Source organism: Rhizobium sp. R634, from assembly GCF_002211305.1.
Classification (GTDB): domain Bacteria; phylum Pseudomonadota; class Alphaproteobacteria; order Rhizobiales; family Rhizobiaceae; genus Rhizobium.
This window is the reverse complement of the sequence record NZ_LOKW01000027.1, coordinates 142,866-158,015: the sequence shown is the minus strand read 5'-3', so window position 1 is coordinate 158,015 and position 15,150 is coordinate 142,866. Positions and strand designations below refer to the sequence as shown.

Below are 15,150 nucleotides of genomic sequence, written 5' to 3'. Positions count from 1 at the left end.
AAGCGTTACTGCGCCATCTGCGGCTGCTTTGCCGCCCGGGCTGCGGTCAGTTCCGCTGTGGTGTGGTTCAGCCGGTCGGCGAGCACGCGCATGATTTCGACCGCCATTTCGGGGAAGTCGCTGAGCAGCTTCAGGAAGTGCTCCTTGCTGATGCGCAGCACTTCGAGCGGCGAGGTGGCGCGCACCGTTGCCGTGCGCGAGACGTCGCAAAGGATGGCGATTTCGCCGACGATGGAATTGAGTTCGACGTCGGCGACCTTGATCTCGCCGGCGGGCGAGGAGACGATGATGTCGGCGCTGCCGGAGAGGATGACATAGGCGGCGTCGCCGACATCGCCCTGGTGAAAGAGATCCTGACCGGCCTTGTAGGTCATTCGGTCGGAGGTGAAGGCCAAAAGCTTGAGCTTGGCCGGCGCAATCCTTGAAAAGATCGGCACCCGCCGCAGCATTTCGACTTCGTCTCTCAACAGCATGAGCGTTTCAATCCCCTGACGTCGGGCCGCGAGACCAGACGCCTTCAAACTCCGGCATTCCCCCGGGAACGCCTACATCGCCGCCCCAATAGAATATTACGATAACAGTTCCTTGAACATACCGTTTTTCTCGGAAAGTTCCGGATAGTTGCCAGCCTCCGCCAGGCCGCCGCGGTCGAACAGCAGGATCCGGTCGAACATCTCGGCGAGGCGCGCATTGGTGAGTACCCAGATGATCGCCGGCCGGTGGCCTTCCTCATGCAGGTCTTTGATGATGTTGCGGGTGATCTGATCCTGGACGCGCTGGTCGAGCGCAGAAAGCGGCCGGTTGAAGATGAAATAGTCCGAGCGCTTCAAAAGCGCGCGGGCGAGATTCAGCTTCTGCCGCTGCACCATCGTCAGTCGTTTGCCGGCCGAGCCGACATCGAATTCCAGCCCGATCGACAGCACGTCGTCATAAAGGTCGAGCGCGTCGAAGAGTTCACCCATGATGGCGCGGATGCGGTCGGAGGCATCGGCCTGCTGATAGGCGATACGGCCAAAAAGCACATTGTCCATCAGGCTGGCCGACGGGGTGAAGCGCTCGGCGTCGTAACGCTCGATCAGCTCGGCGAGATCGGCCGGAATATGCTCGTGGAACTGCTTGCGGGCGCTGACGATCTTGTCCATCAGCTCGTTCGTCAGCAAGCCGAAGCGGTGGCGCGGTTCGATATAGGCAAAGCTCAGCCGGATGATGGCGGAGCGTTCCTCCGGCGTGGCGTCCTCGAAGCGGCGGCTCTGCAGCTTCTGCAGCAGCGCCTGATAGGTCGGAATATCGTCCGCCGTCATGAAGGTCAGCTGCTGGAAGAAGGGATGGTCCGGCGGCAGGTCGTGGAAGAGTTCCACCGCGTTCTCAGCGATCTCGAGGCCCATGGCGTAGAGATCGGTGCTCAAACCCGTCTCGCGGAACAGCTGCTGGAAATAGGGGTGCGCAGCCAGCCTGCGGTTGGTCATCAGCGGCCGCTTCATCGTGCCGAAGAGCAGGTTCTCGCCAACCGTCGCCTGGGCGTTATAGGCGTCGAAATCGAAAGGCACGACGATGCCGTCGAGCCCCTCGTCGCGCAGCCGGTCTCTCAGCGAGGCGCGCAAGGCCACGACATGGTCGCTGACTGCCACATGCACGTCGGTATTAACGTTCGAGCGCAGCGCCAGGTCGAGGATGTCCTGCGAGATCAGAACGGCGTCGAGCACCGGGCGGATCGCTTTCAACAAGTCTTCCGGCCCGTTGGCGCCGGCCGCCTTGTAGTCCACCCAGTCGCTATTGAGGTCGAGCGTCGGATTGCCTGCTTTCACCGCCTCGGCGGAATGCCATTTATATTCCTGCGCTTCCTTCTCGTCATAGACGGGGTCGGTCATCGGCGCGTGCTTGAGACCATAGAGCAGGTTGCTGGCGAGCGAGCCGTGGAAGAAGAAGGTGTCGGCCGAAGCATAGGAGATGCGCCGGCCGGTGATCGATTCCGGCATATCAAGGAAGTCGCGCCCATCGATGGTGATGCGGCCGGAATCCGGCCAGACCATACGGCCGAGCGCTTCGGCGAAGGCTTCCGCGCCGCTGCCGTTCGGGCCGACGATCGCAACCGTCTCGTTCGGCTTGATCTCGACGGAGACATGATCGACGAGACGGGCGCCGCTGTCGTCGGAGACGGAGAGATTGGTGACGACAAGCGCGCTGGTCAACGCTCCGACGGGGGCCGTCGCCAGTTCCTGGATCTGGCTGTCGATCAGCGGCTCAACGTTGAACTGCTCATAGACCTGCTGGTACTTCACCTGCACGTCCTGGCGCATCTGGTCCCAGTCGATCAGCTCCTTGAGCGGCCCGGGCAGGTCCTTGTAGGCTGAGATGACGGCGACGAGCTGGCCGATGTCGAGGCGGCCCTGCAGCGCCAGATAGCCGCCGATCGCGTAAAACAGGAAAGGCGTGACCTGGGCGAGGAAGTTGTTGATGAACTTCACCAGGAATTTCCACTGGTAAAGGTCGTAGCGGATCGAGAAGATGCGGCCGAGCCGCCAGGCGATATCGGCACGTTCGAGGTTGGACGTGTCGTTGCCATGAATCGTGCCGATGCCATCGACGATCTCGCCGACGCGGCCGGAAAGTTCGCGCGCCGTCAGCTGCCGCTGGCGGCCGAGCTCCAGCAGGCGCTTGCGCATGCGCGGAATGACGACCGCCTGCACGCCGACGATGCCGGCGGCGATCATGCCGAGCCAGAAATTCTGCACGATGATGAAGGCAAGTGCCGTGATCGCCTGGCCGCCGAGAAGGGCGGGCGAGACGAAGGCATCGCCGGTGAAGCCGCCCATCGGCTCCACCTCGTCCTTGATCATGGTGGCGATCTCGGCCGATTTCACCCGCTTGAAATGGGCGGGCGGGAAACGCAGCACACGATCGACCAGCTCAAAGCGGATGCGGCGCAGCATGCGTTCGCCGAGCCGGCCCTTATAGGTGTTGATATAGAATTTGAAGAGGCCGTTCAGCACCACGAGCGCCAGGAACACGAGGCTGAGGGCCATCAGCATCTGGAAGCGGTTGAGCTCCAGGCCTTGAAAGAATTCGACATGGCCGATCAGCGGAATGTCGTAGGCGATGTGCATGAACTTCTGTGTGGCGCCCGGCCCTTCGAATCCATCGCCCTGGATCGGCCCGTTGACGATCTGCTTGGGCAGATCGAAGGACAGGAAATAGGGAATCATCGAGGCGGCGACGACGGCCAGGATCCACAGCTGCTGCAGCCGCGTGTTCTTCCAGATGTAGCGGGCGAGGCTTTTTTCCATGGCTAACCGTCAGCTTGCTGGGAAATTCCGGGGGCCGGGATGGGGAGGAATTCTGAGAACAGTACCATGCAGCCGGACCGCCGATATCGCAATGAATACAAGGCGAAGCGACCGGCTGCAGACGTGCCGATTCTCGCCGGAACATTGCTTATATCACAGGATTTTTGGATTACAGCGCCGAGCGTCTGAAAAGACGTGCAAAAGAGGCGGTAAGGCTTGCAATTGCTGGATAATTTTATCCCCGAGTCGGTCTGCAACCATGCCGCAGTCGACGCTGCGAGCAAAGAAACCCCCGGAAAAAATCCGGGGGCCGGTCATTGGTCCGGGCGGTCAGGTTCAAGCCGCGACGTTGCGAAGCATGGTATTTGGATCGGCATGGCTCATCGCTTCCGCGATCATATCTGCATCCTCCTCGCCAATGCCGAACAAACCGAAGCGGAGCTGATAGCCCCAATTGGGGCCGGCCCTCGTGAAGGCGAGCCGGCCGAGCAGCGACCGGATCGGGGTTTCCTCTGCAGGCTGCCAATCGACATCCCGCCGCCAGGGCCTGAAACCACTTTCCATCTCCACCTGGTAGGGCGCGCGGTCGCGGGCCATGCCGATCGCGGTGAAAGCCTGAAGGCGGTCCTTGCCGCCAAAGACCACGGTGGGCGAATAATAGATCACGCGGTCCCCAAGCGTGATCCGCCTGAGGGGTGATGCCTTGCCGTGGCAGACCTGCATGAAGCCGGCTTGACGGCCGATGCGCACATGCTCTGCGGAGGCGACGGCGATCCAGGCTTTGGCCATGGCTCAAACCTCCGTCACGGTGTAGACGCGCAGGCGATGCCCATCAGGATCGGCGGCGACGAAGCTTCGGCCGAAATCGAGATCGGTCGGGGCCATGACGATATTCGCGCCCTTGGCCCGCCAGTCGGCGTGGGTTGCATCGACCATGTCGGTCGCGGCGACCTTGAACCCAATTTCGGAGCCGCCGCCTGCCGCTGCCGGCGCGGGCTCAACGCCCGCCTTGCCCCAGAGACCGAGCCCCAGGCCGGAGGGCAAGATGAACATGGCGAAGGTCTCGCTCGCTTCCACGGGCTCCTTGCCGAGCAGCTTGGCATAGAAGCGGGCGCTCGCCGGCGCGTCGGTCACATAGAGAAGAATGCTGTTGCTGGCGGTCATAAGGGTCTCCTGTTGTTCGTTGGACAACAGAACCTTATGACCAGACACTGCCAAATTCTGGCAGTATCATACGTCTCGATGCGATATTCCCTGGATCTCCCGCCATTGTTTCAGCAGCGTCTGCCGGCGCTTGGGATAACGCGCGTCGAGCGCTTGCGCATGAACGATTCGATCCGTGCGAAACGAGCGGAAATCCTGACGGAGTTCGCACCAGCCGAGGAGTAGGCGCACCTGGTCGAAAAAGGCAAGCGCGAAGGGCCACACCACACGCTCCGACGCTACGCCGGCGCCGTCGCTATAGGACAGGGAAAGCTTGCGTTCGGTGCGGATCGCCTTACGCAGCAGGGCCGGATCGACCGAGTCGGCAGGGAGTTTGACGCCTGGACCCACCAGAAGGGCGGAGGCCTCCAATGCGTCGCGCAATTCGGGCGGCAGCACGGCGGCAATCCGCGCCAGCGCATTTCGCGCCGCATCGCGTAAGTGATCGTCCCCTCTGTCCGCCACCCATCGGGAGCCGAGCACGAGCGCTTCGATTTCCTCAGGCGGAAACATCAGCGGCGGCAGGAGAAATCCCGGTTTCAGGACATAACCGACGCCCGGTTCGCCCTCGATCGCCGCGCCCTGGGCCTGAAGGCTGGCGATATCCCGATAGAGGGTGCGGATGCTGACGCCGATCTCGTCGGCCAGCACCCCGCCGCTGACCGGCCGGCGGTGGCGGCGCAATACCTGGAGAAGGTCGAGAAGGCGTTCAGAGCGGGACATGGGGTAAGCTTATACAGGCTTGCTGCTGCCAGATACTGGCAGGATGAAATTTGCCGTTTTTGCCGAAGCCGTGCGCCCGCTTCTTTAACCGCGGGCGCTCATCGAGATCCTCAAAGCTTTCAATTGCCGGCCAGAATGGCGCGGATGATGCCGGCCGTTTTCTCCGCCCCATCGAGATCGAGCGATACCGCGCCGCGCCCTGGTGCTGTCAGCGCCTTTTCGACGGCTTCCTTGACATGGCCTGACGTCAGCCCCGTTTCTGGCAGGATCTCGGCGAGATCAAGCGCCTGCAGGCGTTCTGCGCGCACCGTCTGCTCGGTCTCGCCGCCGGCGACGAAGGGAATGAGAATGGCCCGACAGTCGGTGCGCAAGAGATCGCCGACCGTGTTGTAGCCCGCCTGCGAGATCGAGACCTTGGCGCCGCGCAGCAGCGAGGGGAAATCCTTGCGGAAGCGCATCAGCGTCACGTTTTGCGGCGCATTTTGCGACAGCGCAGCGAAATCGGCCTCCGGCAGATTGGGGCCTGATATCAGCAGCCAGCGAAGCTGATCCGGCAGCATCGCCGCCGCCTCTTTCGCGGCGCCGATCAGCTCGGCGCCGACCGCGCCGCCGCCCGCCGAGGCGATGATGTCGAATGTCTCGCTCGGTTCCGGCGCCGCCGGCGGTGCGACGAGGCCGGTATAAAGCAGCTTGTCGGCGATCTCGGCTGTCAGCGGAAAGGTGTCCTCAAGCCTGACAAAGTTCGGGTCCCCGTGGACCAGCACGGCGTCGAAATGGTCCCTGACCAGCGCGACCGTCTCGGCGTCGCGGCCGGCCTTGCGGTTTTCCTGCAGGATGTCGCGTACCGAGCTCAAGAGTTTCGGCCGCGGTTCGGACTTGTCGATCGCCGCAAGCAGCGGCAGCAGTTCGAAGCGCATCTGCCGCCGGCCGAAGGGAAAGGCTTCGATGATCACAACATCGGGCCTTGCGGCATGAAAGGCGTCGAGCAGCAGGTCGCGGCGCGTGCTGAGGAAATCCTCGCCGGCCGGCCGGCCCTCGGCGTCGGCTAGGCCGGAGAAACCGGCATTGCTGGCAACGACCGCCGGCAGCGCCACGGTCTTGACGCCCTCGCCGGGAAAGCCCGGTACCGGCAGGCCGCCGGTCACGACCGTGACGTCGAAACCGTCCTTGACGAGCGCATTGGCGATGCGGCTGGCGCGGGCGATGTGGCCGATGCCGAGCAGGTGCTGGACGTAGAAGAAGATGCGCGGTGTCGTCATGAGGCCTTCTGCCATTCGGCCTCGAACAGGCCGCTGAGCTGTCGGATGCTGGAATGGTAGTCGAATTCTTCGCGCACCCGCCGTTCAGCCGCATCGCCGAGACGCTTGCGCAGCACCGGATCGCGGATCGCTGCCGTCAGGGCCTCGGCCAGCAGTGCCGGATCTTCCGGCGGCACGACAAGCCCGTTTTCGCCGTCCCTCAGCAGTTCCGGCACGCCGGACACGGCGGTCGAAACGCAGACGAGCCGCTGGCTCGAGGCTTCGACAAGCACGTTCGGCAGACCGTCGCGGTCGCCGTTGGCGGCGATCCGGCAGGCGAGCGCAAAGAGGTCCGCGCGGCGGTAGTGATCGAGCACGTCTTCCTGCGCCATGGCGCCCTTCCAGACGATGCGGCCGGAGAGGCCGAGCTCGCTGGCCAGCGCCTTCAGCTTTGCGAGCGCCTCGCCGCCGCCGATATGGTCCATGCGCCAGTGCAGATCGGCGGGCAGCAGGGCGAGCGCGCGCAGCAGCACATCGTAACCCTTTTTCTCGACGGCGCGGCCGACGCTCAGGATGAGGGCGGGATCGTCCGGGTCATTGCCGGTGCGCTGCGAACGCTCGCCGGCAAAGTGGGCGAAACGGGCGAGATCGAGACCGTGGTAACTCAAATGCACCGCATCCTTGCGCGATGTCAGCATGCGCATGTGCTCGTAGCCCGTCCGGGTGCAGGTGACGGTCCAGCGGGCGCTCTTCAGCTTTTCGGTGAGCTCCCAGTCGGGCGAGGTCCATATGTCCTTGGCATGCGCCGAACAGCTCCAGGGTGTTCCCGTCAGCATGCTCGCATATTCCGTCACCGAGGCCGGCGTATGGATGAAATGGGCATGTAGCCACTCGCCTCTATCCGGCCATTCGCGTCCCAGCACCAGCGCCTGGCCGAGGCGGCGGAAGCGGTTGCGGGAGAGATCGCGCCTGAGGTCGGCGAGGAAGCGCTTTATCAGGGCCTTGAAGCCCGGCTTGGAGAAGCCGGCGATCAGGCCTTTCAGCACCCGGATCGGCTCCTCGTGAAGATATTCCGGCAGATAGACGACGCGCGCCCGGATTTCGTCATGCACAGGATGGCGCTTCTTGTCGGTCGGCCGGCGCATCGAAATCAGAGTCAGGTCGAAGCCGGCCTTTTCCAAGCCGAGCAGCTCCTGAGCGATGAAGGTTTCCGAAAGGCGGGGATAGCCTTTCAGGACGACGAGGATCTTGCGGCGTGGCGGCAAGGCTGGGCCCTATTCTGCGCCGACGAGGGCAAGGTGGCTGCCGCGCCCGTCGAGCCACCGGCCGACGGTCTGCGAAATGTGATCCAGCCCCTCGAGATGCATGTTGCTGCCGCTCTTCGACGGCGGCAGGCGGGAGGGCAGACGCTTCAGCGCCTCGGCCATGACAGCCGGATCGGCAGATTGTTCCGGCAGCAGCATATCGATGAGGCCGAGCTCGCTGGCGCGTATGGCGCGCAGCAGCTGCTCCTCTCGTGGCTTGACGCGCGGTACGATGAGGGCGGGCTTGTCGAAGGAGAGGATCTCGCAATAGGTGTTGTAGCCGCCCATGGCGACGACGCCGGTGGCACCGGCGATCAGTTCTTCCATGTGATTGTCGAACTCGATCACCTCGATATAGGGGATCGCTTCGCCCTTCTGCACCAGCTTGGCGCGCTCGGCCGCCGGCATATAGGGTCCGAGCACGACGAGCGCCTTCTGCGTCAGCGTCGGATCGGCCTCGTAGGCGTTCATGACGTCGTGGACGAGATCGGAGCCGTCGCCGCCGCCGCCCGTGGTGACGAGGAGGTAATTATCCTTACGGGCGTTGATCGAGCTCTTGCCCCTGGAGACGCTGCGCTGAAGGAAGCCGACGAAATCCATCTTCCGGCGCAGGCTGGCCGGCACGTCGAGACCGATCAGCGGGTCGTAGAAGTCGGGCGGACCGTAGACCCAGACGCTGTCGTAATACTGGTCGATCTTCTGCATGATGCTGTTCTTCTTCCACTCGGCCTCGAGCAGATGCGGCGCATCCATGATCTCGCGCAGGCCTAGCACCAGCACGGTGCCGCGGGCCTTTAGATAGGCAAGCGTATCCTCGACCTCCCCCTTCAGCCCCATCGGCTCCTTGTCGACGATGAAGATGTCGGGCTGGAAGGTCTCAGCGGTGTGGCGAATGCTGGATTCGCGCATCTTCAGCGTTTCGTGCAGGTCGATGTGGCTGGCGAGCGACGTATATTCGCCGTTGCGCAGCTTGATGACGCTCGGGATCTTCACGAAGTCGACGCGGGCGCGGTAGTCGAAGGCGCCGGCGATCGTGGCACCCGAAATGATCAGGATATTGAGACCGCGATAATCCTCCACCAGCGCGTGGGCGATGGTGCGACAGCGGCGCAGGTGACCGAGCCCGAAGGTGTCGTGGCTGTACATGAGGATGCGCGCATCTTCGAGACGTCTGGCCATAGGCGTTCCCTCTGGGGTGAACAACATAGTTAGCACCCCCGCCGTCCGGAGGCCACGAGGCGGGGGCGGTGCCGGAAGGCGCCGCCGAGCTTTCCGCTATTTGTAGGGATCTGCCGCATCACGCAAGCCGTCTCCCAGAAAGTTGAACGCCAAAATGACAAGAACAACAGGAATGATCGGAAAGAGCAGCCAAGGATAGAAGGCGATGACACTGACGCTTTTTGCTTCGGTCAGCAGGATGCCCCAACTGGTGATCGGTGGGCGAAGACCGAGGCCGAGGAAGGACAGCGCGGTCTCGCCGAGAATCATGCCGGGGATCGAAATCGTCGCCGAGGCAATGAGATGCGACATGAAACCCGGCACCAGATGCCGGCCGATGATGCGCGGCGTGCTGGCGCCCATCAGTTGCGCGGCCTGCACGTAATCTTCCTCGCGCAGTGCCAGAAGCTTCGAGCGCACGGCGCGGGCAAGACCCGTCCAGTCGATGATGCCGAGGATGACCGTTATGCCGAAATAGATAACGATCGGACTCCATGTCACCGGCATGATCGCGGCCAGCGCCATCCACAGCGGCAGGCTCGGCAGCGACTGCAGCACCTCGATCAGGCGCTGGACGATGAGATCGAAAATTCCGCCCCAATAACCGGCAAGGCCGCCGATGACGATGCCGAGCACGAAGCTGATGGCAATGCCGATGAGGCCGATCGTCAGCGAAATCCGCGCGCCGTAGAGAATGCGCGAAAGGACGTCACGGCCGAGCCGGTCGGTGCCGAGCAGGAACATCTGGCCGCCGATCGCCGGGCAGACGAGGTGGTAGTTCGAGGTGACGAGGCCCCAGAACTTGTAGGAATCGCCACGGCAGAAGAAGCGGATCGGCTGCACGTCGTTCGGCCGGTCGGTATAGACGCGATGCAGCGTGTCGAGATCGAGCGTCATGCTGCGGCCATAGACGAAGGGACCGACGAAGCTGCCCTTGTCGAAGAAATGGACGCGCTGCGGCGGCGCATGGATGAAATCGACGTTGCGTGTATGCAGGCCGTAGGGCGCCAGGAACTCGACGATCAGGATCATCAGATAAACGACGGCGAGAAAGATGCCGGAGATCAAGGCCAGCTTGTGCTGCTTGAACTTCCACCACATCAGCCGCTTCTGCGAGGCGAGATGGATGCGCGATTGCGCCGCCGTCATGCTTTCGGTCGCGTGCGGATCGAAAGGCGCGGTCGAGACGTAGTGAGGCAGCGGCGCGCCGGGTGCGGGAAGGGGCGACATTATTTGGTGCTCCTGCCTTGCAGACGGATGCGGGGATCGAGGAAGCCGAGCGCGATGTCCGAGATCAGCACGCCGATGACGTTGAGGAACGCGAGGAACATCAGGAAAGAGCCGGCGAGATACATATCCTGGCTCTGCAGCGCCTTGATGAGCATCGGCCCCGTCGTCTCCAGAGATAGGACGATGGCGACGATCTCGGCGCCCGAAATGATCGATGGCAGGATCGAGCCGATATCGGCGACGAAGAAGTTGAGCGCCATGCGCAGCGGATATTTGACCAACGCCCGCATCGGATGCAGGCCCTTGGCGCGGGCGGTCGTCACATACTGCTTCTGCATCTCGTCGAGCAGGTTGGCACGCAGCCGCCGGATCATGCCGGCCGTTCCGGCGGTGCCGACGATGATGACGGGAATCCAGAGATGGGCGAGGATCGACTTCGCCTTTTCCCAGCTCATCGGCGCGTTGAGATATTGCTGGTCCATCAGGTGGCCGATCGAGAGCCCGAACCAGACATTGGCGAAATACATCAGGATCAGCGCCAGCATGAAGTTCGGGATGGCGATGCCGAGCAGCCCGAGGAAAGTCAGTCCGTAATCGCCCCAGCTATACTGATGCGTGGCCGAATAGATGCCGATCGGAAAGGCGATCAGCCAGGTGAGCAGGATCGTCGTGAAAGAGACGAGGATCGTCAGCCACAGCCTGTCGCCGACCACGTCGGAAACCGGCAGCTGATATTCGAAGGAATAGCCGAAATCGCCGTGCAGCATGCCGCCGACCCAGTAGAAATAGCGCACGATCTCCGGCTTGTCGAAGCCGTATTGCTGGCGCATCTCCTCGATTTCCTGGAGGTTGGCGGTCTCGCCGGAGGCGCGCAGCTCGGCGATCTGGCTCTCGAAGAAGTCGCCGGGCGGCAGCTCGATGATGGTGAAAACCAGCGCCGAAATGACGAAGAGCGTCGGCACCATGGCGGCGATGCGCCAGAGAATGTATCTGAGCACGCCTCAGGCCTCCTTGTACCAGAATGCATCCGGCATGTAGACGCCGAGATAGGAGGTGGGATCGAAGCCGTAGAGCGCTTTCGCCGGCAGGTTCTGCAGCTTGGCGGCGCGAAGGATCGGCTGCAGCGTGCTGTTGATCAGGCCGATCGAGAACACCTGCTGCGTATAGAGCGCCAGCATCTTGTGCCAGATCACCTGGCGCTCTTCGAATTTCGCGGTAGAGCCCCATTGCTTGAGAAGATCGACCAGCTCGGCCGCCTCCGGCAGATCGGGTGCTGCGCCTTCCTGGCCCGCGGAGAGGTAGTGCATGCCCCAGAGCGGCCATTGCAGCTGATCGTCGAGCGTCGGCGCGAGCCCGGAGGGCGACATGTCGGCGGTCGGCACGCCGTTGTCGAGGCCATACCAGATCGACATCATGATCGTGCCGCTCATGGCGCGGTTGCGGAAGACGTCGCGCTGCGAGGTCCGGGTATAGAGCGCAAGGCCGACATTGGCCCAGTGGTCATGCACGAGCTCCAGCACGTCGGTATCGAGATTGCTCTCGCCGGCGGTTTCGACGGTGATCTCGGCGCGCCGCCCGTCGGGCAGCAGACGGATGCCGTCATCGCCGCGCTTGGTCAGGCCGAGCTCGTCGAGCAGCCGGTTGGCCTCCTCCTGATCGAACTTCACATAGGCGTCGGCATATTCCTGCTTGAAGAGCGGGCTGTCGGGCAGGACGGTATCGGCGCTCGGCGTGCCGAGACCATAGAACGCGACCATGTTGATCTCGTGCCGATCGATTGCCAGAGACAAAGCGCGGCGCATGCGCACGTCGCGGAACAGGCCACGCCATACCTCGTCGGCGCAGTTGAGGTTCGGCAGCAGGGTGATGCGCGAACCGCGCGCGAGCTTCCAGAGGTCGACCTTGACGGGGAAGCGCTTCTCCGCCTCCTTCAGGAAGGTGTAATCGTTGAAATCGATGCCTGTCGCCTGCAGGTCGGCTTCTCCCGCACCGGCCTTGGCGGCGATGATCGACGAAGAAGAAACGTTGAGAACGAAACGGTCGAGATAAGGAAGCTGCCTGCCGTTCTCGTCGACGCGGTGGAAGAAGGGATTGCGCTCGAAGACGAACTGCTCGGCCGGCAGCGCCGTCGTATTGCGCCAGGGATCCAGTGTCGGCAGGTTCGGATTTTCGGGGCGGTAGGAGCGCGCCATCTTGATGTGCAGATCCTGCCACTTCTTGACGCGGTAGGTCTTCATCATCTGTTCCATCTTCGCCTCGTCCGGCTGGAACTTCTTGTGAAACTGCTTGAGGTAATGCCCCGGTCCGAAGATGACGAGCGGCTGCGGACCTGCCAGGCTCGGCAGGAACATCGGGTTGGGCTTTTCCCAGCTATAGCGCACGGTCAGCGGATCGAGCATCTCGAAGCGCGGCAGGTTGCCGTGCGGGCGCAGCTCCAGCGCGCCGCCGCCCGGCGTCAGCTTGTCGTTCAGGATGACGTCTTCCCACCAGTAACGGAAATCGTCGGCCGTGAACGGTTCTCCGTCGGACCATTTATGGCCCTCGCGCAGCGTGAAGGTGAAGACCGTGTCGTCCTCGGAACGGAAGTCGGCGAGGATATCAGGCTGGAATTGCAGGTGCTTGTCATAGCCGATCAGGCGGGAATAGCCGTAGATCGTCATGAAGCGGATGTCGCGCTGACTGCCGATGATGGTGCGCACCGTGCCGCCATAGGTGCCGGGGGCAAGTCCCATCTCCGCCAGGTTGACGACACGCGGGCGCAGCGGAATGCGCTCGGCCATCGGAGGCAGGCCGCCGGCGGCGAGCCGCTCCTTCAGGAATTCCGGCTCGCCGATCTGCTCGGCGCGAAGCACGGCAGGCGCGATCGCCGCACCGACGAGGCCGCCTAGGAAAGTGCGACGCGTCACCATCAGCGCAACTCCCTGATATCGGCGCCCTTGCGGGCGCGCACCAGATGGCCGTCGCCAAGGTCGGCATAGGCGAGTTCGGCGGCGTCATCATGCTCGGCGGTGAAGGTCTTGCCCCAGTTCTGCTTGTCGGCGGCGCCGTTTTCCCGGAGCGCCTTGAAATCGAGCGGCCGGTCGAGATCGGGGAAGGGCACGGCGGCGAGCAGTGATTTCGTATAGGGATGCACCGGATCGCGCAGGATGATTTCGCGCGGCGCGATCTCGACGATGCGGCCCTTGCACATGACAGCGATGCGGTCGGCCATATAATCGACCACGGCGAGGTTGTGCGAAATGAAGAGATAGGTGAGCCCCAGCTCTTTCTGCAGGTCCTTCAGCAGGTTGAGGATCTGCGCCTGCACCGAGACGTCGAGGGCCGAGACCGGCTCATCGAGAATGACGAGCTTCGGACCCAGCGCCAGTGCGCGCGCGATGCCGATGCGCTGGCGCTGGCCACCGGAGAAACTGTGCGGGTAGCGGCTGAGATAACGCTTGTCGAGGCCGATCGCTCCCATCAGTCCCTCGACCTTGCGCTTGCGCTCGTCGCTGTCGCCGCGGTCGTGGATTTCGAGAGGTTCGCTCAGGATGTTGCGCACCGTCATGCGCGGCGAAAGCGATGACACCGGATCCTGGAAGACCATCTGGATCTTGGTGCGCATGTCCTGGAGTTCCGCACCCTTGACGGAGAGGACGTCGATCACATCCTTGCCGTCGTTGAACACCACCGCGCCGGTATCCGGCGTGACGGCGCGCATCAGGATCTTGCTGAGCGTCGTCTTGCCGCAGCCGGACTCGCCGACGAGCCCGAGGCATTCGCCGCGGCGGATGTCGAAGCTGACATCGTCGACCGCGTGCACGACGGTGGCTTCCTGCCTGCCGAGGAAACTGCGCTTGCGCGTCTTGTAGGTCTTGGAAAGATTGGCGACGGACAGCAGCACGCCGGGCGCTTCGGCCTGGACAGGTTTCTTCTTGCCGACGAGAGTCTCGAGATTGACCGGCACGTCGCGCAGCGCCTTCAGGCGTTCGCCGGGCTTCATGTCGAAATGCGGAACGGCGGCCATCAGAGCCTTGAGATAGGGATGCTGCGGATTGCGGAAGATGGCGTCGACCGGCCCAGCTTCCATGATCTCGCCGTGATAGATGACGACCACCTCGTCGGCCATGTTGGCGACGATGCCGAGATCGTGGGTGATGAGCAGCATCGCCATGCCGAGCTTGGCCTGCAGGTCGCGCAGCAGTTCCAGGATCTGCGCCTGGATCGTCACGTCGAGCGCCGTCGTCGGCTCGTCCGCGATCAGCAGCGCCGGCTTGCAGATCAGCGCCATGGCGATCATCGCGCGCTGGCGCATGCCGCCCGACAGTTCGAACGGATACATGTCGTAGGTACGGTGCGGATTGGAGAAACCGACGAGGCCGAGCATCTCCTCGGTCCTGTTGCGCGCTTCTTCCTTGTCGACCTCCGTATGGATCAGCAGCGCTTCGCTGATCTGGTTGCCGACCGTATGCAGCGGCGAGAGCGAGGTCATCGGCTCCTGGAAGATCGTCGCCATGCGCCGGCCGCGCAGATCGCGCATCTCTTCGCTGTCGCGCGGCAGCGACAGGATATCGGTCGCGCTGCCGTCGAGCGGGTCGGTGAAGAGAATGCGGCCGGAGGCCTTGGCCGGATTGGGCAGGATGCCCATGACGGCCTGGCTGATCACCGATTTGCCGGAGCCGGATTCGCCGACGAGAGCGGTAACCTTGCCCGGAAGGATGCGGAGATTGGCTTCCTTTACGACACGGAGCCGGTCGCCGAAAACCGAGAAGGAGACGTCGAGGTTCTCAATACGCAACAGATCGGCAGCAGACGCCATACCAATGAAATTCCCCAGTCTTCTATGTTCCCGTTAAGGCACACTATCGTACCGCAAACGGGGTGTCTAGTTGATGACAATCGCAGGGGAAACCGCCCCGTTCCGCCGAAGTTCCCGGGGCAGAGCGCGCTCATTTGGCAGGGGTTGCAGCT

At 63.0% G+C, this 15,150-nt stretch carries 12 protein-coding genes; all 12 read right to left on the bottom strand.

All coding sequences use genetic code 11. The annotated features are described in order from the left end of the window. Positions 1 to 5: 5 nt before the first annotated feature. The 12 genes from ATY77_RS28270 to ATY77_RS28215 all read right to left on the bottom strand — a co-directional run bounded on the left by ATY77_RS28270 (position 6) and on the right by ATY77_RS28215 (position 14,998). Positions 6 to 473: a cyclic nucleotide-binding domain-containing protein gene (locus ATY77_RS28270; RefSeq protein ID WP_004679746.1), complete on the bottom strand. Its 468-nt coding sequence runs from the start codon at positions 471 to 473 to the stop codon at positions 6 to 8. A 96-nt stretch (positions 474 to 569) separates the two neighbouring features. Continuing rightward, positions 570 to 3,284, bottom strand: coding sequence for an ABC transporter ATP-binding protein (locus tag ATY77_RS28265; RefSeq protein ID WP_088689802.1), 2,715 nt, complete (start codon positions 3,282 to 3,284; stop codon positions 570 to 572). Between the two features lie 336 nt (positions 3,285 to 3,620). Next, complete coding sequence (locus ATY77_RS28260) at positions 3,621 to 4,073, bottom strand: EVE domain-containing protein (RefSeq protein ID WP_088689801.1); 453 nt, start codon at positions 4,071 to 4,073, stop codon at positions 3,621 to 3,623. Between the two features lie 3 nt (positions 4,074 to 4,076). Continuing rightward, complete coding sequence (locus ATY77_RS28255) at positions 4,077 to 4,448, bottom strand: VOC family protein (protein ID WP_088689800.1); 372 nt, start codon at positions 4,446 to 4,448, stop codon at positions 4,077 to 4,079. 66 nt (positions 4,449 to 4,514) lie between these two features. Continuing rightward, complete coding sequence (locus tag ATY77_RS28250; RefSeq protein WP_088689799.1) at positions 4,515 to 5,210, bottom strand: YafY family protein; 696 nt, start codon at positions 5,208 to 5,210, stop codon at positions 4,515 to 4,517. Positions 5,211 to 5,329: 119 nt separating this feature from the next. Beyond that, positions 5,330 to 6,469: a glycosyltransferase gene (locus ATY77_RS28245; RefSeq protein WP_088689981.1), complete on the bottom strand. Its 1,140-nt coding sequence runs from the start codon at positions 6,467 to 6,469 to the stop codon at positions 5,330 to 5,332. Next, positions 6,466 to 7,713: a glycosyltransferase gene (locus ATY77_RS28240; protein WP_088689798.1), complete on the bottom strand. Its 1,248-nt coding sequence runs from the start codon at positions 7,711 to 7,713 to the stop codon at positions 6,466 to 6,468. Before ATY77_RS28240 ends, ATY77_RS28245 begins: the two co-directional genes overlap by 4 nt. Positions 7,714 to 7,722: 9 nt before the next feature. Beyond that, positions 7,723 to 8,931: a glycosyltransferase family protein gene (locus ATY77_RS28235; RefSeq protein WP_088689797.1), complete on the bottom strand. Its 1,209-nt coding sequence runs from the start codon at positions 8,929 to 8,931 to the stop codon at positions 7,723 to 7,725. A 96-nt stretch (positions 8,932 to 9,027) separates the two neighbouring features. Next, positions 9,028 to 10,200 (bottom strand): ABC transporter permease, encoded by a 1,173-nt coding sequence (locus tag ATY77_RS28230; protein ID WP_190233693.1) that lies wholly within the window; start codon positions 10,198 to 10,200, stop codon positions 9,028 to 9,030. After that, positions 10,200 to 11,198, bottom strand: coding sequence for an ABC transporter permease (locus ATY77_RS28225; RefSeq protein ID WP_088689796.1), 999 nt, complete (start codon positions 11,196 to 11,198; stop codon positions 10,200 to 10,202). The genes ATY77_RS28230 and ATY77_RS28225 overlap by 1 nt, the downstream gene beginning before the upstream one ends. Positions 11,199 to 11,201: 3 nt before the next feature. Beyond that, complete coding sequence (locus ATY77_RS28220) at positions 11,202 to 13,109, bottom strand: ABC transporter substrate-binding protein (protein ID WP_088689795.1); 1,908 nt, start codon at positions 13,107 to 13,109, stop codon at positions 11,202 to 11,204. Then, positions 13,109 to 14,998: an ABC transporter ATP-binding protein gene (locus tag ATY77_RS28215; RefSeq protein WP_088689794.1), complete on the bottom strand. Its 1,890-nt coding sequence runs from the start codon at positions 14,996 to 14,998 to the stop codon at positions 13,109 to 13,111. Before ATY77_RS28215 ends, ATY77_RS28220 begins: the two co-directional genes overlap by 1 nt. Between the last annotated feature and the right edge of the window lie 152 nt (positions 14,999 to 15,150).

Bases quoted from the DNA above. Each gene is read 5' to 3' on its own strand.
- ATY77_RS28220 (WP_088689795.1), bottom strand. From the start codon at position 13,109: ATGGTGACGCGTCGCACTTTCCTAGGCGGCCTCGTCGGTGCGGCGATC.
- ATY77_RS28255 (WP_088689800.1), bottom strand. From the start codon at position 4,448: ATGACCGCCAGCAACAGCATTCTTCTCTATGTGACCGACGCGCCGGCG.
- ATY77_RS28245 (WP_088689981.1), bottom strand. From the start codon at position 6,469: ATGACGACACCGCGCATCTTCTTCTACGTCCAGCACCTGCTCGGCATC.
- ATY77_RS28215 (WP_088689794.1), bottom strand. From the start codon at position 14,998: ATGGCGTCTGCTGCCGATCTGTTGCGTATTGAGAACCTCGACGTCTCC.
- ATY77_RS28270 (WP_004679746.1), bottom strand. From the start codon at position 473: ATGCTGTTGAGAGACGAAGTCGAAATGCTGCGGCGGGTGCCGATCTTT.
- ATY77_RS28260 (WP_088689801.1), bottom strand. From the start codon at position 4,073: ATGGCCAAAGCCTGGATCGCCGTCGCCTCCGCAGAGCATGTGCGCATC.
- ATY77_RS28230 (WP_190233693.1), bottom strand. From the start codon at position 10,200: ATGTCGCCCCTTCCCGCACCCGGCGCGCCGCTGCCTCACTACGTCTCG.
- ATY77_RS28265 (WP_088689802.1), bottom strand. From the start codon at position 3,284: ATGGAAAAAAGCCTCGCCCGCTACATCTGGAAGAACACGCGGCTGCAG.
- ATY77_RS28250 (WP_088689799.1), bottom strand. From the start codon at position 5,210: ATGTCCCGCTCTGAACGCCTTCTCGACCTTCTCCAGGTATTGCGCCGC.
- ATY77_RS28235 (WP_088689797.1), bottom strand. From the start codon at position 8,931: ATGGCCAGACGTCTCGAAGATGCGCGCATCCTCATGTACAGCCACGAC.